At 55.0% G+C, this 26,951-nt stretch carries 26 protein-coding genes; 18 read left to right on the top strand and 8 right to left on the bottom strand.

Annotated elements, in window-relative coordinates; genetic code table 11:
• Positions 1 to 66: 66 nt before the first annotated feature.
• From leuB to OU789_RS12980, 9 genes are all read left to right on the top strand, one after another.
• Positions 67 to 1,173, top strand: coding sequence for a 3-isopropylmalate dehydrogenase (leuB, locus tag OU789_RS13020; RefSeq protein WP_263952011.1), 1,107 nt, complete (start codon positions 67 to 69; stop codon positions 1,171 to 1,173).
• 152 nt (positions 1,174 to 1,325) lie between these two features.
• Positions 1,326 to 2,318, top strand: coding sequence for a DMT family transporter (locus OU789_RS13015; protein ID WP_274655958.1), 993 nt, complete (start codon positions 1,326 to 1,328; stop codon positions 2,316 to 2,318).
• A 98-nt stretch (positions 2,319 to 2,416) separates the two neighbouring features.
• The gene (locus tag OU789_RS13010) at positions 2,417 to 3,214 is read left to right on the top strand and encodes a S49 family peptidase (protein WP_274655957.1); all 798 of its coding nucleotides are present in this window, start codon (positions 2,417 to 2,419) and stop codon (positions 3,212 to 3,214) included.
• Between the two features lie 170 nt (positions 3,215 to 3,384).
• Positions 3,385 to 4,341 carry a calcium/sodium antiporter gene (locus OU789_RS13005; protein ID WP_274656042.1) on the top strand — a complete coding sequence of 319 codons (957 nt, stop codon included), beginning with the start codon at positions 3,385 to 3,387 and terminating at the stop codon, positions 4,339 to 4,341.
• Complete coding sequence (locus tag OU789_RS13000) at positions 4,284 to 5,138, top strand: SDR family oxidoreductase (RefSeq protein WP_274655956.1); 855 nt, start codon at positions 4,284 to 4,286, stop codon at positions 5,136 to 5,138. Before OU789_RS13005 ends, OU789_RS13000 begins: the two co-directional genes overlap by 58 nt.
• Before the next feature lie 288 nt (positions 5,139 to 5,426).
• Positions 5,427 to 7,316 (top strand): excinuclease ABC subunit UvrC, encoded by a 1,890-nt coding sequence (gene uvrC / locus OU789_RS12995; protein WP_274655955.1) that lies wholly within the window; start codon positions 5,427 to 5,429, stop codon positions 7,314 to 7,316.
• A gap of 68 nt (positions 7,317 to 7,384) precedes the next feature.
• Positions 7,385 to 8,053: a CDP-diacylglycerol--glycerol-3-phosphate 3-phosphatidyltransferase gene (gene pgsA, locus OU789_RS12990; protein WP_263952016.1), complete on the top strand. Its 669-nt coding sequence runs from the start codon at positions 7,385 to 7,387 to the stop codon at positions 8,051 to 8,053.
• Positions 8,050 to 8,298, top strand: coding sequence for a molybdopterin converting factor subunit 1 (gene moaD / locus OU789_RS12985; RefSeq protein WP_274655954.1), 249 nt, complete (start codon positions 8,050 to 8,052; stop codon positions 8,296 to 8,298). Before pgsA ends, moaD begins: the two co-directional genes overlap by 4 nt.
• 1 nt (position 8,299) lies before the next feature.
• Positions 8,300 to 8,743, top strand: coding sequence for a molybdenum cofactor biosynthesis protein MoaE (locus tag OU789_RS12980; RefSeq protein WP_274655953.1), 444 nt, complete (start codon positions 8,300 to 8,302; stop codon positions 8,741 to 8,743).
• A 6-nt stretch (positions 8,744 to 8,749) separates the two neighbouring features.
• On the opposite strand, the gene OU789_RS12975 is transcribed toward OU789_RS12980, so the two are convergent.
• Genes OU789_RS12975 through ubiA form a run of 3 tightly spaced genes read right to left on the bottom strand, consistent with a single transcriptional unit; the run spans position 8,750 to position 12,046 of the window.
• Positions 8,750 to 9,079: a hypothetical protein gene (locus OU789_RS12975; RefSeq protein WP_263952020.1), complete on the bottom strand. Its 330-nt coding sequence runs from the start codon at positions 9,077 to 9,079 to the stop codon at positions 8,750 to 8,752.
• A complete protein-coding gene (locus tag OU789_RS12970) occupies positions 9,072 to 11,006 on the bottom strand; it encodes an OmpA family protein (protein WP_274655952.1) in 1,935 nt (644 codons plus the stop codon). Before OU789_RS12970 ends, OU789_RS12975 begins: the two co-directional genes overlap by 8 nt.
• A gap of 59 nt (positions 11,007 to 11,065) precedes the next feature.
• Entirely contained in the window at positions 11,066 to 12,046 is a 981-nt protein-coding gene (gene ubiA, locus OU789_RS12965; protein ID WP_274655951.1) for a 4-hydroxybenzoate octaprenyltransferase, read from the bottom strand.
• An 11-nt stretch (positions 12,047 to 12,057) separates the two neighbouring features.
• Here ubiA and OU789_RS12960 point away from each other — a divergent pair, with 11 nt between their 5' ends.
• The 4 genes from OU789_RS12960 to OU789_RS12945 all read left to right on the top strand — a co-directional run bounded on the left by OU789_RS12960 (position 12,058) and on the right by OU789_RS12945 (position 15,108).
• Positions 12,058 to 12,783, top strand: coding sequence for a 16S rRNA (uracil(1498)-N(3))-methyltransferase (locus OU789_RS12960; RefSeq protein ID WP_274655950.1), 726 nt, complete (start codon positions 12,058 to 12,060; stop codon positions 12,781 to 12,783).
• A complete protein-coding gene (locus OU789_RS12955; RefSeq protein ID WP_274655949.1) occupies positions 12,780 to 13,343 on the top strand; it encodes a hypothetical protein in 564 nt (187 codons plus the stop codon). Before OU789_RS12960 ends, OU789_RS12955 begins: the two co-directional genes overlap by 4 nt.
• A 60-nt stretch (positions 13,344 to 13,403) precedes the next feature.
• Positions 13,404 to 14,774, top strand: coding sequence for a glutamate--cysteine ligase (locus tag OU789_RS12950; protein ID WP_274655948.1), 1,371 nt, complete (start codon positions 13,404 to 13,406; stop codon positions 14,772 to 14,774).
• Between the two features lie 76 nt (positions 14,775 to 14,850).
• Positions 14,851 to 15,108, top strand: a complete 258-nt coding sequence (locus tag OU789_RS12945; protein ID WP_263952027.1) for a hypothetical protein — start codon at positions 14,851 to 14,853, stop codon at positions 15,106 to 15,108.
• Between the two features lie 37 nt (positions 15,109 to 15,145).
• On the opposite strand, the gene plsY is transcribed toward OU789_RS12945, so the two are convergent.
• From plsY to OU789_RS12930, 3 genes are read right to left on the bottom strand one after another with little or no spacing between them, the layout of a single operon-like run.
• Entirely contained in the window at positions 15,146 to 15,751 is a 606-nt protein-coding gene (plsY, locus tag OU789_RS12940) for a glycerol-3-phosphate 1-O-acyltransferase PlsY (RefSeq protein WP_274655947.1), read from the bottom strand.
• A complete protein-coding gene (pyrC, locus tag OU789_RS12935; protein WP_274655946.1) occupies positions 15,751 to 17,034 on the bottom strand; it encodes a dihydroorotase in 1,284 nt (427 codons plus the stop codon). Before pyrC ends, plsY begins: the two co-directional genes overlap by 1 nt.
• Positions 17,031 to 17,981, bottom strand: a complete 951-nt coding sequence (locus tag OU789_RS12930; protein ID WP_274655945.1) for an aspartate carbamoyltransferase catalytic subunit — start codon at positions 17,979 to 17,981, stop codon at positions 17,031 to 17,033. The genes pyrC and OU789_RS12930 overlap by 4 nt, the downstream gene beginning before the upstream one ends.
• Positions 17,982 to 18,119: 138 nt before the next feature.
• On the opposite strand from OU789_RS12930, the gene OU789_RS12925 reads away from it, so the two are divergent.
• The 4 genes from OU789_RS12925 (at position 18,120) to OU789_RS12910 (ending at position 24,485) form a co-directional block, all read left to right on the top strand.
• Positions 18,120 to 18,932 (top strand): uracil-DNA glycosylase, encoded by an 813-nt coding sequence (locus tag OU789_RS12925; protein WP_342453582.1) that lies wholly within the window; start codon positions 18,120 to 18,122, stop codon positions 18,930 to 18,932.
• Positions 18,933 to 18,941: 9 nt separating this feature from the next.
• Positions 18,942 to 19,472 (top strand): molybdenum cofactor biosynthesis protein B, encoded by a 531-nt coding sequence (gene moaB / locus OU789_RS12920; RefSeq protein ID WP_274655943.1) that lies wholly within the window; start codon positions 18,942 to 18,944, stop codon positions 19,470 to 19,472.
• A gap of 103 nt (positions 19,473 to 19,575) precedes the next feature.
• The gene (locus OU789_RS12915) at positions 19,576 to 21,060 is read left to right on the top strand and encodes an efflux RND transporter periplasmic adaptor subunit (protein ID WP_274655942.1); all 1,485 of its coding nucleotides are present in this window, start codon (positions 19,576 to 19,578) and stop codon (positions 21,058 to 21,060) included.
• Positions 21,061 to 21,062: 2 nt separating this feature from the next.
• Complete coding sequence (locus OU789_RS12910; protein ID WP_274655941.1) at positions 21,063 to 24,485, top strand: efflux RND transporter permease subunit; 3,423 nt, start codon at positions 21,063 to 21,065, stop codon at positions 24,483 to 24,485.
• On the opposite strand, the gene OU789_RS12905 is transcribed toward OU789_RS12910, so the two are convergent.
• Positions 24,461 to 25,303, bottom strand: a complete 843-nt coding sequence (locus tag OU789_RS12905) for a protein-disulfide reductase DsbD domain-containing protein (RefSeq protein WP_274655940.1) — start codon at positions 25,301 to 25,303, stop codon at positions 24,461 to 24,463. The two genes, OU789_RS12910 and OU789_RS12905, sit on opposite strands and share 25 nt — an antisense overlap.
• Positions 25,304 to 25,430: 127 nt before the next feature.
• Here OU789_RS12905 and OU789_RS12900 point away from each other — a divergent pair, with 127 nt between their 5' ends.
• Positions 25,431 to 26,000, top strand: a complete 570-nt coding sequence (locus tag OU789_RS12900; RefSeq protein ID WP_274655939.1) for a YqgE/AlgH family protein — start codon at positions 25,431 to 25,433, stop codon at positions 25,998 to 26,000.
• Here the strand turns inward: OU789_RS12900 and OU789_RS12895 are convergent.
• Positions 25,997 to 26,950, bottom strand: a complete 954-nt coding sequence (locus OU789_RS12895) for an L-threonylcarbamoyladenylate synthase (protein WP_274655938.1) — start codon at positions 26,948 to 26,950, stop codon at positions 25,997 to 25,999. The two genes, OU789_RS12900 and OU789_RS12895, sit on opposite strands and share 4 nt — an antisense overlap.
• Between the last annotated feature and the right edge of the window lies 1 nt (position 26,951).

The raw sequence follows: 26,951 nt of genomic DNA, 5'->3' as shown, positions 1-26,951 counted from the left end.
GCCGCAACCCGCGATAAGCCCCTTGCAACCCTGTAATATCACACTTTTCAAGCAATCGAGGACTCCATGAGCAACCCATCTATCCTGATCCTGCCGGGCGACGGCATCGGCCCCGAAGTAATGGCCGAGGTCCGCAAAGTAATCTCTTGGTTCGGTGAAAAACGGGATCTGGCGTTTGACGTGTCCGAAGACCTCGTTGGTGGCTGTGCCTATGACAAACACGGCACACCTCTTCATGATGATACGATGGCAAAGGCGCAAGAAGTTGACGCTGTTCTTCTTGGTGCCGTGGGTGGCCCCAAGTATGACAACCTCGATTTCAGCGTAAAGCCAGAGCGCGGCCTTCTACGGCTTCGTAAGGAGATGGACCTTTTCTCCAACCTCCGCCCTGCGCAGTGCTTTGACGCGCTGGCCGATTTCTCCAGCCTCAAGAAAGACGTTGTCGCTGGTCTTGACATCATGATCATTCGCGAACTGACGTCTGGCATTTACTTCGGTGAGCCACGCGGGATCATCAACGAAGGCAACGAGCGCGTAGGCATCAACACCCAGCGTTACACAGAGAGCGAGATCGCCCGCGTTGCGCGCAGCGCATTCGAGCTGGCCCGTAAACGTAACAACAAGGTCTGCTCGATGGAGAAGGCCAACGTTATGGAGAGCGGTATCCTGTGGCGTGATGTTGTTCAGGAAATCCACGACGCCGAATATCCTGATGTTGAGCTTTCGCATATGTATGCCGACAACGGCGCGATGCAGCTTGTTCGCGCGCCAAAACAGTTTGATGTGATCGTCACAGACAACCTCTTTGGTGATATCCTTTCGGATGCGGCGGCGATGCTCACCGGTTCACTCGGGATGCTGCCTTCCGCGTCGCTCGGTGCGCCAATGGCAAACGGTCGCCCGAAGGCGCTTTACGAGCCGGTCCACGGTTCCGCTCCTGATATTGCGGGCCAAGGCAAGGCAAACCCGATCGCGTGTATCCTGAGCTTTGCTATGGCGCTTCGCTATTCCTTTGATCAGGGTGATGAGGCTACGCGCCTTGAAGATGCTATCGAAGCAGTTCTGGCCCAAGGCGCGCGCACAGCTGATTTGCTTGGCAATGAGGGTGAAACGCCGATCAGCACCAGCGAAATGGGTGATGCGATCCTCAAGGCTCTCGACGACAGTCTTTAATATTTGGCAAAGAGATTCAGAAAAGGGGCGCTTTGGTGCCCCTTTTTTCGTTTACGGGGCTGCATTTGTGGCTTGCCCAGCTTGGTCTTTTCCTTTCTGGTAATAGTCACCTGTTAGCGTTCACGCACGGGTTTGATTTGAGGAAAGTTTTTATGGCCAAGCTAACGCCCAACGCCAAAGGCGCGATACTTGCGTTGATTGCATTTGCGATTTTCGCGACCCACGACGTAATCGTTAAATCCCTTGGCGGGACTTACTCTCCATTTCAGATCGTGTTCTTCAGCGTGCTTCTCGGCTTCCCGCTGGTGACGCTCATGTTGATACAGGACGCAAGCAGAGACACGCTGCGCCCCCGCCACCCTTACTGGATGGCCCTTCGTACCGGAGCAGCCGTGGTAACAGGAGCGTCGGCGTTTTACGCCTTTGCGCATCTTCCGCTCGCCCAAACCTATGCAATTCTCTTTGCTTCGCCATTGCTGATTACGATCCTTGCGATTCCGATTCTTGGTGAGCGCGTTCGCCTGCGTCGTGGCCTCGCGGTTGCGGTCGGGCTTGCCGGTGTGCTGATTGTATTGCGTCCAGGCCAAGCGGATTTGAGTGCGGGGCATATCGCTGCGATGGTTGCGGCCGTTGGCGGTGCGATTAGTTCAATCATCGTACGCAAAATCGGTCCGGAAGAGCGCAGCGCAGTTCTCCTGCTCTATCCGATGATCGGGAACTTCGTCGTCATGGGCTGTGCAATGCCGTTCGTCTATGTGCCAATGCCATTTGCAGATTTTGCGGCGCTTGGCGTGATCGCCCTTCTTGCTTTCATTGCTATGATATTCCAGATCGTGGCTTATCGGAACGGCGAAGCGGTTATCGTTGCGCCAATGCAGTATTCCCAGATCATTTGGGCGAGCATTTTCGGCTATTTTATCTTCAACGAGCAGGTCGATGCGATGACATATATTGGTGCTGGGGTGATTATCCTCTCTGGTATCTACATCGTTGTCCGTGAATCGGCTCCAAATGCTTCGGCGAATACGCCTGTTTTGCGGACGCGATCACGCGCAGGGACATTTGGCGGCTTGCGGGTTGGGGCGCTTATTCGGCGTGCCCAGCGAAACCAAAAACGCGCGGATGACTTAAACGAAGATCGCTAAGTTGGTTGGCGGTGTGTTGTGTTGGCAAGGCCGCAACAGTCCAAACGGATTTTGCTCTCCCCCTTGTTACCGACCCATGCCGCGCATACATGCCCGCTATGAAGCGTTGGATCCCCTTTATGAAATCGCACCCACAGGTGGCGGTTGTGCGCCTGAGTGGCGTGATATCATCATCTGGCCGCGGTAGCTTGAACGACGCTGGGATTGGTCCCGTGCTTGAACGCGCCTTTACCCGTGGCAAACCTGACGCGGTCGCGCTTGTAATCAATTCCCCCGGTGGCTCCCCTGTTCAGAGTGCGCTTATCGGCGCGCGAATCCGCCGCCTCGCAGACGAAAAAGGCATACGCGTCTATGCGTTTGTTGAGGACGTAGCAGCATCGGGTGGCTATTGGCTCGCGAGTTCCGCTGATGAAATTTACGCAGATGCCTCCTCAATTGTTGGGTCTATCGGTGTTATTTCCTCGGGCTTTGGACTTTCCGAGTTTATTGAGCGCCATGGCATCGAGCGTCGGGTTTACACAGCGGGGAAATCCAAAAGCACCAACGATCCTTTCAAGCCCGAAAAGCCAGCAGATGTGAGGCGCCTGAAGGGGCTGCTTGATCAGATACACGACGTGTTTAAAGCCCAAGTGACTGAGCGACGCGGCGATAAATTGGCCGCAGATACAGACATCTTCACAGGAGAGTATTGGATCGGCGCGCAGGCTATAGAGCTTGGCCTGATTGACGGGTTGGGGCATCTGTCGTCCAAGATGAAAGAACTCTATGGCGAGAAAGTTTCGCTTATTCGTTACGACCAAAGGCGACCGTTCTGGCGGCGCTTCGGCATAAATATCGTGGATGACGTTGTGAGCAATATTGAAGAGCGCGCCGAATATGCGCGGTTTGGACTTTAGGTGATGGTCAAGATTATAAGCCTTTTCCTCGTCGGAATGGTCGTTCTGGCCATGTTCGGACGGCTGCGCTATCCGGGGCAGAAAACTATCGCAAACGCCAAATGCCCGAACTGCGGGCGGATGCGCTTGCGCAAATCTCCGTGCCGATGCGGCGGGGGTAACGGGGCATGATGATCGACTGGCTACTCGTTGGTCTCGGGCTGATTATTCTTCTGCTCGCGGGCGATCTTTTGGTGCGCGGCGCGGTGAACCTGTCTCTTCGGTTGGGGATTCCTGCGCTTATCGTTAGCCTTACAATCGTGGCGTTTGGTACATCTGCGCCGGAATTGCTTATTACGATTGAAGCGGTTTCGGATGATCTTTCCGGTATGGCGCTGGGCAATGTGATCGGCTCTAACACCGCGAATATTTTGCTCGTGCTTGGTGTGCCCGCTCTTCTTGCCACGATGCACACCAGCGAATGTAATACCCGCAAAAACTATCTTTATATGATCGGGGCGACCCTTCTGTTTATGGTGGTGTGCTTCCTTGGCCCAATCACGTGGATTCATAGCCTTGTGTTGCTCGGGACGTTGGCCTTGATTCTGTTTGAAGCGGGACGCGAGGCCGTAAATCATCACAAAGACGGCAAGCAATGCATCGACGATGATCTTGAGAACCCAGAGGGCGCCGACCCGCATATGCCAAGTTGGCGCATCGGAGTGTTTCTTGTTGCGGGTCTTATTGGCCTTCCGTTCGGAGCGGATTTGCTTGTTGAGCATTCGGTCAATATCGCCGATCGGTTTGGCATTAGCGAAACCGTTATCGGCCTAACGCTTGTTGCGATCGGCACGTCGCTCCCAGAGCTGGCAACCACAGTTATGGCTGCGCTCCGCAGACAGGCGGATGTGGCGCTGGGTAATGTCATTGGCTCCAACATGTTTAACCTGCTGGCGATCATGGGTGTTGGCGGTTTGATCGGTCCGATTGTGATTGAGCCGGAAGTGCTGAAATTTGATATCTGGGTCATGCTTGGCGCATCGCTTCTGTTGGCACCATTTGTGTTTCTGCGGTGGAATATCACGCGGGCATGGGGCATTCTGCTGACAGCGGCTTATGGAGGGTATCTCTACGCCGTGGTTCAGTAACCCGGGAGGCAGAGATGCAGCAAAGAGCGCTAGTAACCGGAGCCGGTGCGCGGCTTGGTCGAGCAATGGCCCTCTGTCTTGCTCAGCGAGAATTTGACGTAGCTATTCATTACGCAACCTCCAAGGAAGGCGCCGAAGAAGTCGCTGAGGAAGTCCGTGCGCTTGGGCGTAAAGCCGAGTTGGTTCAAGCGGATTTGCTGGATTTGGATCAAGCCGAGCCTCTTGTAGACAGAGCCGCCGAACTTCTTGGTGGTCCGCTGAACGGTCTGATCAACAATGCTTCGATCTTTGAATACGACACGATCGAGACCGCGACGCGCGAGAGCTGGGACAGGCACATGCTTACCAATCTTCGGGTGCCCTTTATCTTAACGCAGGCCTTCGCGAAACAGGCTCCCAAATGCACCAAGGATCGCGATGGTCAGCTTATCGCGCGCTCGATTGTGGTGAATATGGTTGACCAGCGCGTCAAGAAACTGACACCTGAATTCATGACCTACAGCCTTGCAAAACATGGGCTTTGGACGCTGACACAAACTGCGGCCCAAGCACTCGCGCCTGACATAAGGGTGAATGCCATCGGGCCAGGAACAACCCTTCGTGGCCACCGCCAGTCGCAGGAGCATTTTGAAGGGCAGCGAAGCAAATCTCTGCTCCAGCGTGGTCCGAATGTGTCGGATGTTACTGCTGCATTGGGGTATTATTTGGATGCGCCGGCCGTGACCGGTCAGCTTATTTGTGTGGATGGCGGGCAGCACCTGACGTGGCAGACGCGGGACGTTCAGGGCGTTGAATAGTGCTATAAATCAGAAAACTGCGACGACTTGTACACTTGCAGCATTTCCTTCACAAAAATGTTAGAATTTTGTTAATGTTTTCATACGCTTGCTAAATTTAATAATAAAAACGTTCAAAAACAATGACTTAAAAGTTTGCCTAAATAATGGGCAAAGCGTCGAAAACCACCAAAACAAAAGGAAAATTGATGTTCACGGAAACTTATCTACTAAGTTATCCACAGAAACCGTGGACACATTAACACTTGCTTCCCATTCGATAAGATTGCAGCGGGTAACGGAATCACAATGACGCAAACTGATCAAAGCTCTGAAACTGCGAAAACCGAGCCACCGTTGCTTGGACATGCACGCGTGCAGAGCTATCTCAAGACCCTTGATAATTCTCCGGGCGTGTATCGGATGCTCGATTCCGAGTCGCGGGTTCTTTACGTCGGCAAGGCGCGTTCGCTGCGCAAACGGGTGAGCAACTATGCCAACCCGCGCGGACATACGGGGCGGATTTTGCGGATGATTTCCGAAACCGCTGAGATGATGTTCCTCACCACCCGCACGGAAACAGAGGCGCTGCTCCTTGAGCAAAACCTCATCAAGCAGCTCAAGCCGAAATACAACGTTCTGCTGCGCGACGATAAGAGTTTTCCGAATATTCTGGTGAGCAAGGCGCATCGTTTCCCGCCCGTCAAAAAACACCGGGGCCGAAAGTCGGAGAAGGGGAACTATTATGGCCCTTTCGCGAGTGCTGGTGCTGTGAACCGGACTCTGAACCAGCTTCAGAAGGTGTTCTTGTTACGTGATTGTTCGGATGCAACCTTCGAAAGCCGTACGCGCCCCTGTCTTCAGTATCAGATCAAACGCTGCTGTGCGCCTTGCGTCGGGTATGTTTCGGAGAAGGACTACGAAGGGTTGGTTCGAGATGCGGAACGTTTCCTACAAGGGAAATCAACCAACGTTCAGACCAAACTCGCCGAGGAAATGGCAGAGGCAAGCGAAGCGATGGAATTTGAACGCGCCGCCGCTTTGCGAGATCGCATCAAGGCGCTAACGCAAGTTCAGCAGAGCCAAGGAATCAATCCGCGCGGCGTTGCAGAGGCCGATGTGATTGCGCTGCATCTTGAGAACGGTCAGGCCTGTGTGCAGGTATTCTTCATCCGCGCCAACCAGAATTGGGGCAACCGCGATTTCTATCCCCGCGTTGGAGCCGACGTTGGTGCTGCCGAGGTGCTGGAAGCGTTCCTTGGTCAGTTCTATGACAACAAGCAGCCTCCACGACAGATTTTGCTGAGTGATGGCATCGAAGATTCGGAGCTCATGGAAGAGGCGCTTTCACAAAAGGCAGAGCGCAAGGTCTCTATTCTTGTTCCGCAACGCGGTGAAAAACAGGAGCTGATTGCCAATGCGGCGCGCAACGCGCGAGAAAGCCTTGCGCGCAAAATGTCGGAAACGGCGGCGCAAGGGAAATTGCTAGCTGGTCTTGCAGAGGCCTTTGATCTTCCCGCTCCACCACAACGGATAGAAGTCTACGATAACTCGCACATCCAAGGTACCAATGCGGTTGGTGGTATGATCGTTGCCGGACCAGAAGGGTTTATGAAAAGCCAATACCGCAAGTTCAACATCAAGGACGAAAAGATAACTCCGGGTGACGATTTCGGCATGATGAAAGAGGTGCTGACACGCCGGTTCAAGCGGTTGCTCAAGGAAGATCCGGACCGCAACGGCGAGACATGGCCGGATCTCTTGTTGATTGACGGCGGCGCAGGACAGGTGAGCGCGGTGCGGGAAATTATGACCGAGTTGGGTGTTGGTGACGTGCCTATGGTGGGTGTTGCCAAAGGTGTCGATCGGAACCACGGCAAAGAAGAGTTCTACCGCACAGGTGAGCGTCCGTTTGCGCTTCGTCATAATGATCCGGTTTTGTATTTCATCCAGCGCCTGCGCGATGAGGCGCATCGCTATGCGATTGGAACGCATCGGGCAAAACGCGCAAAGGCAGTTGGTGCGACGCCGCTGGATGATGTGCCTGGTGTTGGGGCCGCGCGAAAGCGTGCGTTGCTTGCGCATTTCGGCAGCGCAAAAGCGGTATCACGTGCGGGCCTGTCTGATCTGAAAGCTGTAGAAGGCATTTCAGATGCGCTTGCCGAAACGCTATACGATTATTTCCACGATAAAGGGTAGCGCTTCGCATGTCGCCAATACGCGAAATGTGGATAGCGCCACGTAAGAAAAAGGGCTAACAAGAGCGCATGAGCTGGAACATTCCGAATATTCTGACCGTCATTCGTCTGCTTGCTGCACCGCTGCTGGCGCTTGGGTTTATCTTTTTGCCCCGTGGCTACGCCGATTGGTTTGCACTGATCCTGTTTATCGGGGCCTCTGTCACTGATTACATCGACGGTTATCTTGCGCGGAAGTGGGGGCAAGAAAGCAAATTCGGCGCGATGCTCGATCCTATTGCCGACAAGGCGATGGTCGTAATCGCGTTGATGGCGCTTGTGGCGATCTGGCAGATGGATGCCTATGTTCTGTTCCCCGCAACAATTATTATGTTCCGCGAAGTCTTTGTGAGTGGCTTGCGAGAGTTCCTTGGTGCGGATGCGGGTAAGTTGCAGGTGACGAAGCTTGCCAAGTGGAAAACCACCGCACAGATGATTGCGATTTCTGTTCTGTTTGCGAAGGGCTTGTTTGAACACTACTTCTGGGCGCTGACCTACGGAATGGACGAGGCTGTAGTCTCGAGCATCCTGTCAGGTAACACAGAGGATGAAATGGGCCTTTGGTGGATCCGGAACGGTGCTTTTGCCACGTATTATATCGGGCTCTGGCTCCTCTGGATTTCAGCGACACTGACGCTGATTACTGGAGTAGATTACTTCAACAAAGCGCGGCCTTACCTCGCTGAGGATAAGTCATGATCGAAGTCATGTACTTTGCTTGGGTGCGGGAGCGTATCGGCATTCCCCGAGAGACGGTCGAGACAAGCGCCAAAACCGTAGCCGAACTCGTTGAGGAGTTACGCGCCCGCGAAGAGCGTTATGACGTGGCCTTTTCTGACCTGTCCGCGCTTCGTGTTGCGATTGATCAAGACCTCACCGACTTTTCAGCACCACTCGAAGGCGCGCGCGAAGTAGCGTTTTTCCCACCGATGACGGGCGGCTAACATGGATATTCGCGTACAGGCATCGCCCTTTGATGCAGGCGCTGAATTGAACGCCTTCACCAATAAGGCGCAGGGCGCGGGCGCTATCGTCAGCTTTTCTGGTATTGTTCGCGATACAGCGGCAGGCGATCTCGAGAAAATGGTGATCGAGCATTATCCGGGCATGACCGAACGCGCAATAACCACGATTGCAGAAGAAGCACAGGCGCGTTGGGATCTAGCCGGTGTTCTTGTGATCCACCGTTTCGGTGAGTTGTCGGCAAACGATCCGATTATGATGGTTGCCACGGCATCACGACACCGGAGAGCAGCGTTTGAAGCGGCGGAATTTTTGATGGACTTTCTGAAGTCACGCGCGCCTTTTTGGAAAAAAGAGATCACCGGAAAAGATGCAGTTTGGGTCGAGTCAAAAGACCACGACGAAGACGCGCTCAAACGTTGGTGAATACGCCTAGCTTGGTTGGTTGGCCTTTTCAATGTGCGCGCGCAGTTCGTCTGCTTCGCGGCGTGCATCGCGTAGGCCTTCCATCGCAGCATTGAGCTCCGCCTCTGTCTGGGCGATGTGGTTGGCCAATTCACTCTCGCGCTGTTCTACATATGTGATCGCCTGATCGCGCAACTCTTCGGCGTCGTGCAGGGCTTGGGCCATTTTGTCGAGTTCGCCGATATCGGCCTGCGTGACGCGGCTCATGCGGTGAACCAGCCAGTTGGCAAACCATCCGAGGCAAAAGGCCACAAAGAGGATGATGGCGGTTGCGGCGATAAATTCGTTGTTATTCATCTGCGGTTTCTTCCTCTTTGGCTTCTTCCTGTTGGGCCTCTTCAGTGCCTTCGCCTTCGGCATCTTGAGCGGCTTCTTCTGCCGTCTCTTGGTTTTCGCCGTCTACATCGTCTGCGCTCAGGAGTGTAAACTCAATACGGCGGTTTTCTTCGCGGCCTTCCGGTGTGTCGTTTGTGGCAATCGGGTCAGTCTCGCCATAACCCTTCGCTGTCAAGTTCGCGGTTAGGACACGTCGAGACATCAGCGCCATAAGAACAGCCTCCGCGCGCGCTTGTGAGAGCGAGAGGTTCATGGATTCGCGGCCTTGGCTGTCTGTATGCCCCGCGATTTCGATTGGCACATCCTGACAGTCGCGCATGATTTCAGCGATCTGATCAAGCGTCTGTGACGCACCGGGGGCCATTGAGTCAGCGCCTGGATCAAATGTGAGCTTGTTGGCGCTCAGGATGGCATTGATCCGGTCAACGCATTCTTGCGGGCTTGGTAACGCGGCAGTCGGGTCCAGCGTCTCGATATAGGCAACATCAATGGAAACATCTGTTCCAGCGGGAATTTGCTCCGCGAGAATTGCGGCGAGCCGAGCGCGGGTGTCTTGATTTCCTGTGACGCCCTTGATGGCGATCTGATCAGGCTGCACATCAACAGAGCCATAATTCAATTCAGCAAGGGCGGCGAGGCCCGCAAAGACTCGCATCGGCCAGCCTTCCGGCATCTCTGGATCAAGCGACAATGGCGCATAAACGAAGTCTCTGCCAAAGCGCGCAATTGCGTAGCTTTCGACAGCGCTGCGGATGCGTTCGTTTGTAACATGGCCGCGCAATTGAACTTGCCCTTCAGGGCTGAGTGTCGCGACAAAATCTCGCCGCTCGTCGCCTTCCTCGCCCGTTGGCTCTTCCGCAACGAGAAGCTGCGAGGAGAGAGAGAAGAGTTCTGGAAGGTCTGCTTCAAGCTCCGCGATTGTACGCTCGTATAGCTTGGGATCGGTTCCGGCTTGCGCAGTAACGACAATATCAGCGTCTGCGATGCTCAGTGTACCGCCGCCGAGCGTGGCGAGCGCGTTAATGCTGGCTTCGACTGCGCGAGCCCAAGTTGTTGACGGTACACCAAGGCCAATCGTGCAGGTTCCGGCTTGGGCAAGGCCAGCGCGTTGTGCGGCGGCAATGATCCGTGCTTGCGCTTCTGGCGAGTCTGCGGCGCAGGCGTCAAAGCGCCCGACACCATTTTCAAGCGTGAAGCGCAGGGCAAAAGGCGTAAGAACAGGGCGTGGCGCGGAGATGTCGAGCGTCAACTCAACTCCCTTTGGCACGCGGTCTCGGAACCGCCGTTCAAGAGATGCGCGCGCTTCCTGACTTTCGGTAATCGCAGTGATCGAAACACCATTCGCAGAGACCGAAATTTTAGAGCGCTCAAGCTGTTTCAGGGCCTCATAAGCAAAGAGCAGTGCCTGATCCCAACCTTCGGGAGTGTCGTATTGGGCTGATTGCAACAAATCGACTACTGGGCTGCCGTTCGTAGCGCGGCGCAGGCTTGATATTAGCTGATTGCGATCTGTTTCGGCTGGAATAAGCCCGACAAGAGAGATGCCATCAGCGTTCTGTAGAATCTCGATCAGGAACTCTGGCGCCTGAAGGCTGATGCCTTCGTCAACTGTTACGAAGTCAGTAATTCGCGAAGAATCGACAACCTTTCCCGCCACAGAAATAGCGCGGAAACGTGTAGCTTCGGTTGGGGCGGTTCCGGAAAGACTGACCTGAAGACCGTCAGCTTCCACATGAATCCAGTCGATCTGTTCTTCGGCCAATGCCGCTTCTACAAGCGCAACGGACCGATCTTCGATTGTATTCACAGCGACCACCGCAGCCGCGACCGAAAGCACCGCAGCAATTAGGAACGCTGCAAAGGCAACCATTGTTTGTAAGGAACGCATATCAGCCGGTGTTTGTTTCTGAGTTGCCCTTGTTTAGGCGCTTCGGCAACGGGGTTCAATCACAGGAAAAGCGCAGCGGCGAAAAACAGCACAGGCAACAGCCCCGCGTCACGGTTGGAGCGGAACACGCGCAGGCAGGAATCCGGATCGTCGGCGTCAAACTGCTTCATCTGCCATGTCATGTGCCATCCAAATGCCCAAGGCCCGCCAAGCGCTACTACGAGTGAAAGGATGTTATTATGTCCTGCCATTGTGAGCACAATCGCAAACCCCATGAGCGCGACAGTCAGCATGAGGAAATAGCGAAGAGCCGGGAGCGTGTTATCTCCGAAGAGCCGTGCGGTGGATTTTACCCCAATGAGCGCATCGTCTTCTTTGTCTTGGTGGGCATAGATCGTGTCGTAAAATAGTGTCCAAGTGATCCCTGCCAAAAAGAGCGTGATCGCTGCACCATCAAGATGTCCACGATGAGCCGCATACCCCAAGAGGATACCCCAATTGAAAGCGACGCCAAGGAACACCTGCGGCCACCATGTGAATCGTTTGGCGAATGGATAAATCGCCACCGGCCCAAGCGCGATGATGCCGAGGATAATTGCGGGCAGTGGGAAAGTCAGCAGAATCGCAAAAGCCACCAGCGCCTGAACCACCATCCAGACAAGCGCGGCTTTTACAGAGACCTGACCAGATGGAATAGGGCGTGAGCGGGTGCGTTCGACCGAGCCATCTATGTTTCGGTCAGTGATGTCATTCCACGTACAGCCAGCGCCACGCATCAAAAACGCCCCGATGCCACAGCCCATCACGATCCATAGGTCGAGAAGGCGAGGTTCACCTGTTCCAAGCATCGCCAGCAAAACGCCCCAGACACAGGGTATATAAAGAAGCCATGTGCCAATCGGGCGGTCCACCCGCGAAAGTCGCAGATAGGGTCGCGTTGCCACAGGCGCAAACCGGTCCACCCAGTTTCCTGCGACCGCATCTTTGACGGTGCCGGAATTTGCGGGATTGGGCTCTGGAAGTTCGTCTGGCGCGGGCATAAGGTCTGTCCATGAAAGCAAAGATCAGACTGTATGTAGACCATGCGCTCGCTGCTGGGCAATCCATTCCTCTGACCAAGGAGCAGGCGCATTACCTTTTCGGCGTCATGCGACTTGCCGAAGGCGCGTTTGTCGCGCTGTTTAACGGGCGGGACGGTGAGTATATCGCGCGGGTTGCCGAAGCAGGAAAACGACGAGGCGTTCTGGTTTGCGAGGCGCAAAGCAAACCGTTGCAAATGCCGCCGGATGTCTGGTTGTGCTTTGCGCCGATCAAAAAAGCGCGTACCGATTTTATTGTCGAGAAAGCCGCCGAAATGGGTGCTGCGCGGATTTGCCCTATGCAGACAGAATTTACAAATTCCGAACGCATCCGGCGCGACCGGCTACAGGCCCATGCCGTTGAAGCTGCAGAGCAATGCGGCGGAACTTATGTGCCCGAGGTGGCCGAGATAGAGCGGTTTGGGCGGATGCTGGATAATTGGCCTGAAGATCGGAACATCCTCTTTTGCGATGAGGCGTTGGTTGGCGATAAGCTGGATTTTGAGAGCGCGGCCAAGGGCGGTAAATGGGCGATATTTATCGGCCCCGAAGGCGGTTTCTCTGATGCGGAGAGAACAAGATTGCGCGCAAATCCTTTGGCTCGCTCAATCAGCCTTGGTCCGCGCATCCTAAGGGCAGACACCGCCGCAGTTGCGGCGCTCACACTTTGGCAAAAGCAATGTGGGGATTGGCAATGAGTTTTGTGCGCCCAGAAGTGAAACTGGCGCTGGCCCGCTATTCCGAAGTGATTTGGGCGGGGGCGGCGCTTGTTATTGCCCTTTGGCTTGTCTGGCTGGGTGGTATTCTCTTTGTGATGTTGTCATTGCCGTTCTTTGCCGCCGCGCTGGCCTTTGGGCTTTATGGCATCCGCCGCGCACGGTTTCATAGCCGGCAATCTACAGCGCCGAAATCCGAAGGCGTTGTCGATCTGATCGAACAGGAACTGACGTTTTTCGACAGCGGGTATGGCGCAAAAATTGCTCTAAGTGATGTGACCCGAATTGAAATTCGCACCTGTGAGCCAGAAGACGGCGAAGAAGATATGTTCTGGATCATCTCGCAGAAACGCGCGCCGCGCGTAGAGATCCCAGCGAGCGCCGTTGGCGGGGACGAGGTTTTTGACGCGCTGGTTGCGTTTCCTGGAGCTGACTACGAAAACGTGATCACCGCCTCGCAGCACAAAGGTGCAAAGCGTTTCCTTGTTTGGGAAGATGACGCCGCCCGCATCGCGCGGGAAAAGGTGGTTAAGTTGCATTGACAATAGCCGCGATAGAAATCACCTATTGAAGCCATTGATCTTTTACAAACGGATGCTCTCATGTCCATTCCACAGTCCGGCGGCGGCCCGATCGAAAACCACGCACAGCTTGCCGAATTGCTGGAGTCGGGTTGTAAACCAAAAGAGGATTGGCGCATCGGAACCGAGCACGAGAAGTTCGGTTTCTGTGAGGAAACGCAAAAACCACTTCCGTTCGAGGGCGAGCGTTCGATCTCTGCGGTTCTGACAGGGCTGCGCGACCAGTTTAATTGGGCGCCGATCGAAGAGTCGGGCAAACTCATTGGTCTGGAGAAAGACGGTGCGAACGTCAGTCTTGAGCCAGGTGGGCAGCTAGAACTTTCTGGTGCGCCGCTACAAACAATTCACGAAACTTGCGACGAGGTGAACACGCACCTGCGTGAGGTTAAGGCGATTGCCGATAAGGTTGGCGTGAAATTCATCGGTCTTGGGGCGGCTCCCGTGTGGAAACACGAGGATATGCCCGTGATGCCCAAAGGGCGCTATAAGCTGATGACGGATTACATGGATCGCGTGGGTACCATGGGCAAGTCCATGATGTACCGGACCTGCACCGTGCAAGTGAATCTCGATTTCGCGAGTGAAGCGGACATGACGCAAAAGCTGCGTGTTGCCTTGGCGTTGCAGCCTGTTGCGACGGCGCTTTTTGCAAACTCGCCATTTTTCGAGAATAAGGTCAACGGCCATAAATCTTGGCGTAGCCGAATTTGGCGCGACCTTGATCCGGCGCGGACAGGGACATTGCCGTTTGTGTTTGACGAAGGGTTCGGCTTTGAAGCGTGGGTGCAATATGCGCTCGATGTGCCGATGTATTTCGTTTACCGCGACGGAAAATACATCAACGCCTTGGGACAGAGCTTCCGCGACTTCCTGAAGGGCGAGCTTCCTGCGCTTCCCGGCGAAAAGCCGAACCTGAGCGATTGGGCCGATCACCTCACAACCATTTTCCCCGAAGCGCGGATCAAACAGTTTCTTGAAATGCGTGGCGCGGATGGTGGACCGTGGCGGCGACTTTGTGCGCTTCCGGCGTTCTGGGTTGGTATGTGTTACGAGCAATCTTCGCTGGATGCTGCATGGGATTTGGCCAAAGGCTGGGATGCGGAAACACGCGAAGGTTTGCGGGTGGCAGCTTCGGTCGACGGCCTGCAAGGCAGTTTTAACGGTGTTCATCTGAGCGATGTGGCGCGCGAATGTGTGAATATTGCCGACGCGGGCCTAAAGCAGCGTGCGCGCAAAGGGGCGGGCGGCATGATCCCAGACGAGACTCACTTCCTTAATGCGCTCAAAGACAGCATCGAAACTGGCCGCGTACCCGCTGACGAGTTGCTCGCGAAATACAATGGCGAATGGGATCAGGATCTAAGCCATATCTACGACGAGTACTGTTACTAAGCCGTAGTTTTCCCTTGCTTGAACGAGGGTTCCCGATTCAGTGTTGATGTCTAACCTATTAGGAAAGGACATTAATATGCGTGAATTCTTTATTAACTCGTTCGAGAAGCTTGTTGGCATCATCATTGTTTTGATGGTTATTGGCGTCGTTATCGGCGCGATTGGAACCATGTTTAGCGGTCAATCGGGCGCCTTTTTCGCCGGACTCGGTGTGCTGTTTTTCGGGGGTATTTATGTGGTTATGATGGGCGGCATTCTTTATCTGTCGCTGGGTATTTACCACAACACTATGCGTACAGCAGATGCGATTGAGCGTTTGGAAACCAAAGGTTAAAGGCTTTTGCTCTGTGCGGAGCGAAACTGCGCAGAGCCTATTTTTTCCCGATTTTTGGTTCGGTACCTGCGCGCAGGCGGTGAATGTTTTCCCAATGCCGCCAATAGATCAGGATCGCAAAAATCATCCCGAGGAAAAAGAGTTCTCCCTTTTGCAAGACAACCATCCACAGTGGTGAAAGCCCAGCTGCCATAAGTGCTGCGAGCGAAGAGTAACGAAGCGCGAATGCAAAGAAGAGCCAAGTTGCGCAAGCGGCCAATCCGATTTGCCAGCTTAGTGCGAGCATAATTCCAAGGAACGTTGCAACGCCCTTGCCGCCTTTGAACCCAAGCCAAACAGGGAAGCAATGCCCCAAAAACGCCGCAAGCGCGGCGATTTGCGCAGCATTCTCGCCCCAAAGCTCGCGGGCGATCAGAACAGCAATAGCCCCTTTGGCGGCATCAAAAAGCAACGTCAGCGCCGCGGCTTTTTTGTTGCCCGTGCGCAAGACATTGGTTGCGCCGATGTTGCCTGAGCCGATCTCGCGCAGGTTTCCAAGGCCCATGACACGGGCCAACAATACGCCCGAAGGGATACTCCCGAGGAGATAGCCCATAATCGCGGCGAGCATGAAAACTTCCGTCGGCACTTCAAACAATGACATCAATCAGCTCCGTAAACCTGTTTTCCTGCAACGAATGTTGCACGGACTTTGCCCTGCATTCGCTGTCCGTCAAAGGGGGTATTTTTGGATTTTGACTTGAGCGAAAAGCGATCAAGCACGAATGGCGCATTCAGATCAAACAAAACAAGGTCTGCTGGGGCATTTTCTGCCAAGCGTCCGGAGGCAAGTCCGAGGCGATTGGCAGGGTTGAGCGAAAGCGCGGCCCAAAGGGTCGGCAGGTCGATCAACTCAGCATGAACAAGGCGAAGCGCGGCAGGCAGCAATGTTTCAAGTGCTACGGCACCGGATGCGGCCTCTTGGAAAGGGAGGCGCTTGCTTTCTTCGTCTTGCGGGGTGTGCATGGACGAGATGATGTCAATCAGGCCAGAGGCAACGGCGTCGACCATCGCGAGGCGGTCGTCTTCGCTGCGAAGGGGCGGCTTTACCTTAAAGAAGGTGCGGTAATCGCCGACGTCAAATTCGTTGAGCGTGAGGTGATGGATCGAAACACCAGCAGTTACATCAAGGCCAGTCTCCTTAGCGCGACGGAGTGCCGGTAGGGCGGCGGCGGTGGAGAGTGTATCGGCGTGGTAACACGCGCCGGTAAGCTCAACCAGCGCCAGATCGCGCTCAAGCCCCATGCGCTCCGCCATCGGCGAAACCGCCGGCAATCCGCGCAGGGAAGCGAATTTTCCCGAAGTGACCGCTGCGCCTTTTGATAGGATCGGATCCTGCGGATGAGCGATAACGAGCGCGCCAAGGCTTCTGGCATAGGTCAGCGCACGGGAAAACACCTTGTTGTCGGTGATGACGTTGTCGCAATCGGAAAATGCAATCGCACCTGCATCTCGCATAAAGCCGATTTCGACCATCTCTGCACCATTGCGCCCCTTTGTCAGTGCCGCCATTGGCAATACGTTTACAGGAGCCGCCTCATTCGCGCGGCGCGCGACGAATTCGAGCGTTTCGGGACTGTCGAGCGCGGGAATTGTATCAGGGCGCGTTGCCATTGTGGTAACGCCGCCAGCGGCGGCTGCGGCGCCAGCGGTGCGGAAGCTTTCTTTATGGCGCTCACCCGGCTCCCCGATTTTCACGCCAATATCAACAATGCCCGGCGCAAGATGTTTGCCATTGCAATCGATTGCTTCGATGCCCTCGGGAGGCTTCACGTCGCCAGAGTGGACCTCCACAATCTTGCCGTTGCGGATCGTAAGTGCGCCGAGCGTTTCTGTCTTGGCATCAGGATCAATCAGGCGTGCGTTATGTAGGAAGAGATCGCTCATACCAAAACCTCCTTGGGCTCGGCTCGGAGGTTGCGGGCCAGAAGGTCCATCGCGGCCATGCGAACGGCCACGCCCATCTCGACCTGCTCCTGAATGACGCTGCGGTTGATGTCATCGGCAATCAGCCCGTCGATTTCGACACCGCGATTCATCGGGCCGGGGTGCATGACAATCGCGTCGTCCTTCGCGTAGGAAAGCTTTTCCGCATCAAGCCCGAAGCGATGGTAGTATTCGCGTTCGCTCGGAATAAATCCGCCATCCATCCGTTCTTTCTGAAGGCGCAGCATCATCACAACGTCCACATTTGCCAAACCTTCGCGCATGTCATCATAAACCTCTACGCCGAATTCGGATATCTGGCTCGGCATAAGCGTTGGCGGACCAACAAGGCGCACGCGGTTTTCCATTTTGCCCAGCAGGATCAGGTTGCTGCGCGCCACGCGTGAATGTGCGATATCACCACAGATCGCCACAGAGAGCCGGTGCAGCCGCCCCTTTGCGCGGCGGATGGTGAGCGCATCCAGCAAAGCCTGTGTTGGGTGCTCGTGATAGCCGTCACCCGCGTTCAGCACGGCGCAGTTCACCTTCTCCGCCAACAGGTTTACCGCGCCCGAATGCGGATGGCGCACAACGAGCAAATCCGGGTGCATGGCGTTGAGCGTGAGCGCGGTATCAATCAGGGTCTCTCCCTTTTTGATGCTGCTTGCTTGCATCGCCATGTTCATCACATCCGCCCCGAGGCGCTTGCCTGCCAGTTCGAAGCTGGCCTGTGTGCGGGTGGAATTTTCAAAGAACATGTTGATCTGTGTGAGGCCCGCGAGCGCGTCCGAGTGCTTGGACTTCGAGCGGTTTAGATCAACATAGCTGTCGGCCAAATCCAGCAACGTTGTGATTTCATCTGGGGCAAGGTGCTCGATCCCCAAAAGATGCTTGGCGCGGAATGACATGACAGGCCCTTTCGTCGATTTTCTTGCTTATAGAAACAGGATACCAAAGGCGCAAATTATTCTTTTGAAGCCACGAGTTCGGATTCAAGCCTTTACCCCGCTTTAGGGGCGGCATAGCTTTGGCGCATGGAGTCGCAATTGGGAATTCACGAGGCCAAGGCCTTGCTTGACTGGTACATTGAGTTGGGTGCCGATGAGGCAATTCTCGATGCGCCCGTAAATTGCTATGACCTTCCGAATGAGCTGCCCAAAGCAGCCTCTGCGCGAAAACCTGAACAATCGGGCAAACCAAAGGTTGTTGCTCCTGTTATTTCCCAACAGGAAGAAGCAAAGAACGCTTTTGATGCAGCCTGTAAACGCGCCAAAGAAATCGCCGAGAGTTGCGACACGGTTGAGGCGCTCAAATCGGCCATCGAGAGCTTTGATGGCTGTGACCTGAAAAAAGGTGCGCGCAACACGATTTTTGCGGACGGCAACCCGCAGGCGTCGGTGATGGTGATCGGAGAGGTCCCGACGCTCGAAGAAGACCGCGGTGGCGCACCGTTTATCGGGGCCGCGGGGCAAATGCTCGACAAGATGTTTGCGGCAATCGGCCTGTTGCGCAGCTCGCCTGATCCGGAAACGGCGTTGTATGTCTCCACTGTGTTGCCATGGCGCACGCCACAGGATCGCCCGCCGAACATGCAAGAGATTGATATGCTGCGTGATTTTGCGAGGCGGCACATCGAACTTGCCGACCCGAAAGTTGTTATTTTGATGGGGAATGTTCCGTGCCAGATTTTGTTGGGCAAGGGGAATATTAACCGCCAGCGTGGCCGATGGACCGAGTTAAATGGGCGCCCGACCTTGCCGATGTTGCATCCAGGGCGACTCCTGCGCACGCCAGCGGTCAAGCGTGAAGCGTGGGTTGATTTGTTGGCGCTCCAAGCAAAACTGCGGGATTTGACCTAGGGAGGCAGTATGGCCGAACGTGAATTTATTCCGGTGCGGATTGCTATCCTCACAGTGTCCGACAGCCGCAGTCTCGACGAAGATCGCTCAGGCCAGACGCTTGTAGATCGGCTGGAAAAGGCAGGTCATACTCTCGCGGATCGCAAAATTCTCCCCGATGAGCGCGAAGAGATTGCCGATCAATTGCGCGCATGGTGTGCCGATCCGGCGATAGATGTGGTAATATCCACGGGCGGTACAGGGCTTACGGGGCGCGATGTTACCGTTGAGGCGCATCACGACGTGTATGAGAAAACGATGGATGCCTTCGGAACAGTGTTCACGATTGTCTCGCTGAACAAGATTGGTACCTCCGCCGTTCAGAGCCGTGCAACAGGCGGCGTAGCGCAGGGGACCTATCTCTTTGCTCTTCCCGGAAGTCCCGGGGCTTGTAAGGATGCATGGGATGAAATTTTGGTCAAACAGCTCGATTACCGGCACATGCCATGTAATTTCGTCGAAATTTTTCCGCGTTTGACCGAAAAAATGAGACGGAAATAGCGTTTCGGTTCGTATATACCAATAAGCGCCCAATGAACGGCGTGGTCATATGACAATAAAATGACGTGTAATCAATTGGTTATGCAATCAAGGAGTTCAACGGATGCGATTTCTGGGCCGTAGTCTGACGGGTGTTTTCCTGCTGGCGGTAACACTGGGGCTTCTTGCATGGGGCGGAAATACCGTGGTTTCGGCATTTCAAAGCCGAAATGCACAGAGTGAAGCTCAGAGACCTGCGCGCGAACAAGTCTTTTCCGCAAATGTTGTTGACCTCGTGGCTGCAGATCATACGCCGGTATTTACAGCGTATGGCGAAGTGCGTAGCCGCCGAACGCTCGATTTGCGGGCATCTTCGGCGGGTCGGGTTGTATTCGTTGATCCAGCCTTTGAAGAAGGCGGGCGCGTTACGGCAGGGCAGTTGCTGCTGCGCATTGACCCTGCGGATGCAGAAGACGAGCTGCGGCGTGTAGAAGCCGATATCAGTGAGGCGGAGGCAGAAATTCGTGCCGCGGAACTGGCGCTGACATTGGCCAAAGATGATCTCAATGCAGCCATAGATCAGGCCGACCTGCGCGAAGTTGCATACAATAGACAGACCGATCTGAAAGAACGCGGTGTGGGCACCGACGCCGCAGTTGAAACCGCCGCACTTGCCGCAGCCTCCGCGCGTCAGGCGGTTGTGTCCCGCCGTCAGGCGCTCGCGCAGGCCGAAGCACGTGTTGAAACTGCGAATGCTGCGCTCGCCCGTCATGCAATCACTTTGACCGAGGCCGAACGGCGGTTGGAAGAAACCGAAATCCGTGCTGGCTTTGACGGAACACTTTCGGGCGTTTCCGTTGTCGAAGGTGGTATCGTGACGGCCAATGAACAGGTCGCGCAACTTATCGACCCGAAATCTCTTGAAGTCGCTTTCCGAGTCTCGACAAGCGAATATGCCCGCCTGCTTGATGGGGAAGGCAACCTTGTCGGCGCGCCGGTTCTTGTTGGGCTGGATGTGCTTGGCCTTGACCTTCAGACCGAGGGGAAAATTACGCGTGAAAGCGGAGCGGTTCAGACCGGTCAAAGCGGCCGTGTTCTGTATGCTGAAATGGCCGATCACAGCGGCTTCCGCCCTGGTGATTTTGTCGAGGTTAAGATTGATGAACCGGAGCTTAAGAACGTTGCGCGCGTACCTGCTTTGGCGCTGAACGCAAGCGGCGAAGTGCTCGTTCTTGGGCCGGAAGACCGGCTGCAGTCTGTTTCCGTAGAGGTGTTAAGGCGTCAGGACGATGAAGTGCTGATCGGTGCCGATGGCCACTATGGCGAACGAATTGTGGCGGAACGGTCTCCATTGCTTGGTGCGGGCATCAAGGTGCGCCCACTGGTGGCTGGTCAAGATCAGAGTTCCGAAGGTACGAACACCGAGGGAGCGCCGCCAGCCGCCGAGATGGTGACCCTGACAGATGAGCGACGCGCAGCACTTGTCGCCTTTGTCGAGAGTAACCAACGTATGCCGCAGGAAGCACGCGAGCGTATTCTCGGGCAACTTGCGCAGCCTGAAGTTCCAGTGAACGTCGTTGATCGGCTTGAGCAGCGGATGGGAGGCTAACCATGCGCAATACCAACAAAATGGCGGGCGGAATCCTCTCGTATTTCACACGCCACGCAACCGCTGCGAACCTCTTGCTTGTGGTCCTTATCGTTGCGGGTCTTGCGGCGGTTCCAAACATGCGCGCGCAGTTTTTCCCCGATGTTGTTATCGACTCGGTTTCCGTTTCGGTCGATTGGGAAGGCGCAGGCGCGGAGGACGTGGATACTGCTATTGTCCAGCTTTTGGAGCCAGCTTTGCTTGGTGTCGAAGGCGTTGAATCTTCCTATTCCACATCACGCGAAGGCTCCGCGCAGATAAGCCTCGATTTCGAAGATGGCTGGGATATGTCGCGCGCGGCGGATGAGGTTCAGGCGGCCGTTGATTCCGTGTCTAACCTGCCTGAAGGCGCCGAAGATCCGAACGTCCGCCGCGGTGCGTGGCGGGATCGTGTTACCGATGTCGTCATCGAAGGGCCCGTGGATGTCGAGCAGCTCGGTCGGCTCGCCGACGAGTTTGTTACGCGGTTGTTTTCCGTTGGTGTGACCCGCACAACGCTGCGAGGGTTTGCTGCGCCCGAAACAATTGTAGAGGTGCCGTCAACGTCGCTTATCAAGAATGATGTCTCGATGCAGGCAATCGCGACAGCAATTGCAGCCGAAGTTGATGCTGATCCAGCAGGGGATGTTGAAGGCGCAAACGCGCGCGTCAGAACGGGCGTCGCCAAGCGAAGCGCAGAAGAAATTGCCGATATTATCCTTCGCAGCGAGCCCGACGGAACACAGCTCCGCATCGGTGATGTTGCCTCGGTGACGCAGCAAGGCATCGACAGCGATCGCGCCTATTTTGTCGGAGAGAACCCAGCGATCTCCATTCGGATTGACCGCTCCGCAAGCGGGGACGCGATTGCGATTCAGCAGCAGGTTGAGGATGTCGCGGAAGAAATGCGCATCTCCTTGCCGAAGGACGTCAACATCACCCTAATTCGTACCCGTGCAGAGGCGATTACGGGCCGTCTTGCCCTATTGCTTGATAACGGCCTCATGGGGTTGGGGCTCGTTGTGATGCTGTTGTTCCTGTTTCTCAATGCGCGCATTGCACTTTGGGTTGCCGCCGGAATTCCGGTTGCGATGTTGGCTGCGATATCGCTGATGTATGCGGCTGGGCTTACGTTCAATATGATATCGTTGTTTGCGTTGATTATTACGCTTGGCATTGTGGTGGATGACGCGATTGTTGTTGGCGAGCATGCCGATTTCCGTGCGCGTCGATTGGGCGAAAGCCCGTTGGTCGCTGCCGAGAATGCGGCTATTCGTATGGCGCCGCCCGTATTCTCTGCAACGGTTACAACCGTCATCGCGTTCTTTGGGCTCGTTGCAATTGGTGGTCGATTTGGCAGCTTGATCGCCGACATACCTTTTACTGTGATTGTGGTGTTGATTGCGTCACTTGTTGAGTGTTTCCTTATCCTGCCAAACCACATGGCGCACGCGCTCCGCCACGCAGGTAAAAACAACTGGTACGACTGGCCCAATCGCGTGGTGAACCGTGGCTTTAGTTGGTTCCGTGACAACATATTCCGCCGATTCATGAGGCTCGTTGTCGTCGCGCGTTATCCGGTCATTGCAATGACTGTTGTGCTGTTGTCGATTCAGGCGGCGCATTTCATCAATGGCGACGTGCAGTGGCGTTTCTTTAACGCGCCGGAGCAAAGTTCTGTCTCGGGAAACTTCGCCATGGTCAACGGCGCGACCCGCGAAGATACGTTTGCGATGATGCAGGAGATGCAGCGCGCCGCAACGGATCTCGGTGCGCGTTATGAAGAAGAGTACGGCACCAATCCTATCGTCTATACCCTTGCTGAAATTGGCGGGAATACGGGGCGAGGCCTGTCGGGCGTGGACACGAAAGATAGCGATCTACTTGGCTCCATTGCGATTGAATTGATAGATTCCGATTACCGCCCCTATAGCGCCTTTGCCTTTGTGGCCGCGCTTCAAGAAGAAGTGCGCCAACACCCGCTCGCCGAGGTGGTCAGCTTTCGTGGTTGGCGGTCTGGCCCTGGGGGGGATTCGCTCGATGTGCAGTTTTACGGCGCGGATGCGCCAACGTTGAAAGCAACTGCAGAGGCGCTCAAAACCGCGCTGACGCAATTTCCAGAAGTCTCGGCCGTTGAGGATAGTCTGTCTTATGACAAGGAAGAGATGATCCTTGAACTCACTCCGCAGGGTCAGGCTATGGGCTTCTCGATTGATACACTTGGCCGCGTGCTGCGTGATCGGCTCAACGGGATTGAGGCCGCCACCTATCCAGACGGGCCGCGCAGTGCGAAAATCCGTGTTGAATTGCCAGAAGGCGAACTTTCAGCTGACTTCCTTGAGCGCTCCTACATGAGAAGCGAAACGGGGGATTACCTAAAGCTTGCCGACATCGTTCGTGTCGATCAGCAGAGCGGATTTTCCACCGTTCGCCGAGAAAATGGCATACGGGTTGTTTCGGTGACGGGTGATATTTCCGAAGACGATCCAGACCGCGCCAGCGCTATCATGACACAGCTTGAAGAAGAGATCCTTCCAGAGTTGGAGAGCGAGTTTGGCGTCGGTTGGCGGCTTGCTGGGTTGGCCGAACAAGAACAGGAGTTCCTGACGGATGCTCTTGTTGGTTTCCTGATGTGTCTAACCGGTATTTACCTCACATTGGCTTGGGTCTTTAGCAGCTGGACACGGCCTCTTGTTGTGATGGCCATTATTCCTTTCGGCCTTGTCGGGACGATTTACGGCCATCTTGTCTGGGAAGTGCCACTCTCTATGTTCTCTGTTGTCGGGCTGATTGGGATGACGGGCATCATTATCAACGACTCGATTGTTTTGATCACGACAATCGACGAATACGCCGAAGAGCGTGGTTTGTTCCCTGCAATCATTGATGGCGTCGCTGACCGACTGCGTCCTGTTATGCTTACAACGCTGACAACGGTGCTTGGCCTCGCGCCGCTGTTGTTTGAATCCTCAAGTCAGGCGCAGTTCCTGAAGCCAACGGTTATAACGCTTGTTTACGGACTTGGGTTCGGGATGGTTTTAGTGTTACTTGTTGTGCCCTCGCTTATCGCAATTCAGAGTGATTTCTCGGGACGGATTGCCTCGGCGCGCCGTGCATTCCGTTTCCCTGAAGGTGGGCGGCTTGTGTCGTTTGTTTCGACCGCGGTGGCGCTGTTCGCATTGCTTGCATTTGCAGTAACAATGGGCGTTTCGATTGTTACCGGAGAATTCGCAGGGGTCTTGTTGGCGCTAATGCCGGGATTGGCCAATGCGCCGTTGATCGCAACAAGTTTCGCGCTTTTTGTCGGTCTGACGCTTTTGGCAACACTCATCGGTTTCTTCATCGGCGCGGTTCTGTTTGGCCGAAGCGAACCGCGAGGCGTTCAGGACTCTCCGACGCAGCCTTGAATGTCGATTACTTCCCGCGTGCCAAGAAGAGTGATCCTTACGTCTTGCCGTTGAATGGAAATGGGGCTGCCGGTCTCGCTTTCAATCTCGGCAGCAGCGTGGACGTTCTTGCCCTTCTGGGTGGTACTTGTGGGGCCGACCCAAAAGGATTGATCCGCGTGCTCAATAACCGCATGAACCTTACCGATGTCTTGGTTCATTTTGGTTGTTGTGTTGATGGAAATGCCGTTCTCTGTTGGCGAAATTCCGCATTTTGTCGCTGATAATCCGGCCTGACGCGCGCTTTTGGGCAAGTCCTTTAGTGCTGCGTTGATCGCTGCTGTTTTTCGCGTGTTTTCTGGCTTCAATGGTTGCGAGATATCGAACTGCACCGGAACGCAAATGTCCTTGCAAACGCCAAGCTCGATGGTGCCTGCCAACTCTGCGGCTTGGCCTTTGTTGGTTGGCACCACAATGATCGGTAAAACCACGCTGTCGCGGTACACAAAAGATGTCAGACCGTATTTCTCGTCGATTTCCGGACGGGGCCATACGATAGAGGCGCCGCCTACATTTTTGCTAGCTGTCCAGTCGTATTGCATCGGAATACCGGAATCCCCGGGAATTCGCCAATATGTAACCCACCCGGGCGCTAGATCGACCTTCAGCGCAGTAACATAAGTGCCGTCGGTATTCTTCCACCCCGAGAGCGTACTGACTTTAATTACCTTGTCCGCGTCAAACCCACCCGCAATCGCAGGAGCGCCAATAAGCAGCGCCAGACACGTGTTTTTGAGCGTGCGCTGGGCAAAATTGGTGCGATTTCTAGGGTGTTTCATCGTGTTGCTCCTTGAGCTGAACAATAGAGATCAGCTTTGAAATAGGAAGTCACAATGCGATGAAGTGCTCGTGAAACAGAGTGGATCGCCTCTTGAAAACTTATGCCATTGAGCGCACCATGACCCTATGGACATCGAAGATCATAGCCTTTGTGGAAAGCTTCTCATCGCCATGCCTGGCATGGGGGACACAAGGTTTGACCATAGCGTAATCTATCTTTGCGCCCATTCTGACGAAGGATCGATGGGGTTGATCGTCAATAAACCCTCCCTTGATATCAAGATCGACACGCTGCTTGAGCAACTCGATATTCCAAAAGGCGAACAGAGCTCTGATATTCGCGTACACTTTGGCGGCCCCGTCGAACATGGGCGCGGATTTGTGCTGCATTCGCGTGATTATGATGCCGGAGATTCCACCCTTCATGTGGATGATAGCTTTGGAATGACCGCAACGATCAGCATTCTTGAGGATATCGCCCAAGGACAGGGGCCAAGAGATGCACTTCTTGCACTGGGTTATGCGGGGTGGGGTGCTGGGCAGCTCGAAGGTGAGATTCTAGCAAACGGATGGCTTACAGCCGATGCAGAGCCGGAATTGGTTTTCAATATGGACAACGAAGAAAAGTGGAGTGCCGCCCTTGAAACGCTTGGGGTAAGCCCGCTTCTTTTGTCTTCTACGTCCGGTAATGCCTAATACTTGACGCGCGGCGCGGCGGCGCGACGAAGTCTGTCGTTAATGGCTTGGCCGAGTCCGTGTTCGGGGATCGGCGCAAAAGCGATTTTCTCGGCTTCCATTGCGTTCGCTTGATGCAAAATCTCAAACAGATTTGTCGCAGCTTCATGGAGGTCACCAGAAGCTGAAAGCGAAAGATCCGCACCGTCGCAGGGGCCAAACCCAACATAAATTTCGCCTTCGCGCTTTTTGTCGGCGTTAAGGCGAACAGGTGCGTTCGGCGCATAATGGCTGCTTAATTGGCCAGGTGCTGTGATTTCCCCATTGGCGGCTGGCTCGGCCAGTGGTGCTCCAAGGCATGCTTCAACCGCTTCGCGCGGCAGCCCGCCGGGGCGCAGGAGCGTTGGGGCGTCGACGCAGCCGATGATCGTGCTTTCCAGACCAATCTCGCAGGGGCCACCGTCAAGGACGGCTTCAATCTCGCCGCTTAACCCCGCAAGCACATGATCCGCCGAGGTCGGGCTGACTTTGCCGGAGGGGTTTGCCGAGGGGCCGGCAACCGGCCCGTTAAATGCCGCAAGCAATTCGTGAGATAGGTCAGAACCAGGAATGCGAATGCCGACGCTATCGAGGCCCGACGTGACCAGTGGAGAAAGACCCGAATCTTCGCGCAAAGGAACAACCAGCGTTAACGGACCGGGCCAAAAAGCTTGAGCAATCTGCTTGGCCGCACCGTTGAACACGCCATATCGTTCGGCAATTTCGAGATTGGCCACATGCACGATCAGCGGGTTAAATTGCGGGCGACCCTTAGCGGCGAAAATACGCGCCACAGCATCAGTGTTGCGGGCATCTGCGCCGAGGCCGTAAACCGTTTCGGTTGGAAACGCGCAAAGCCCGCCAGCGCGCAAGACATCAAGAGCCTTGGCAATGCCGTCTTGCATAGGATTTAGGCGTTCAGTTGTAAGCATG

It is taken from the genome of Halocynthiibacter sp. C4 (assembly GCF_028823805.1).
Lineage (GTDB): Bacteria > Pseudomonadota > Alphaproteobacteria > Rhodobacterales > Rhodobacteraceae > Falsihalocynthiibacter > Falsihalocynthiibacter halioticoli.
This window is presented reverse-complemented; position numbering and strand designations above follow the sequence as displayed.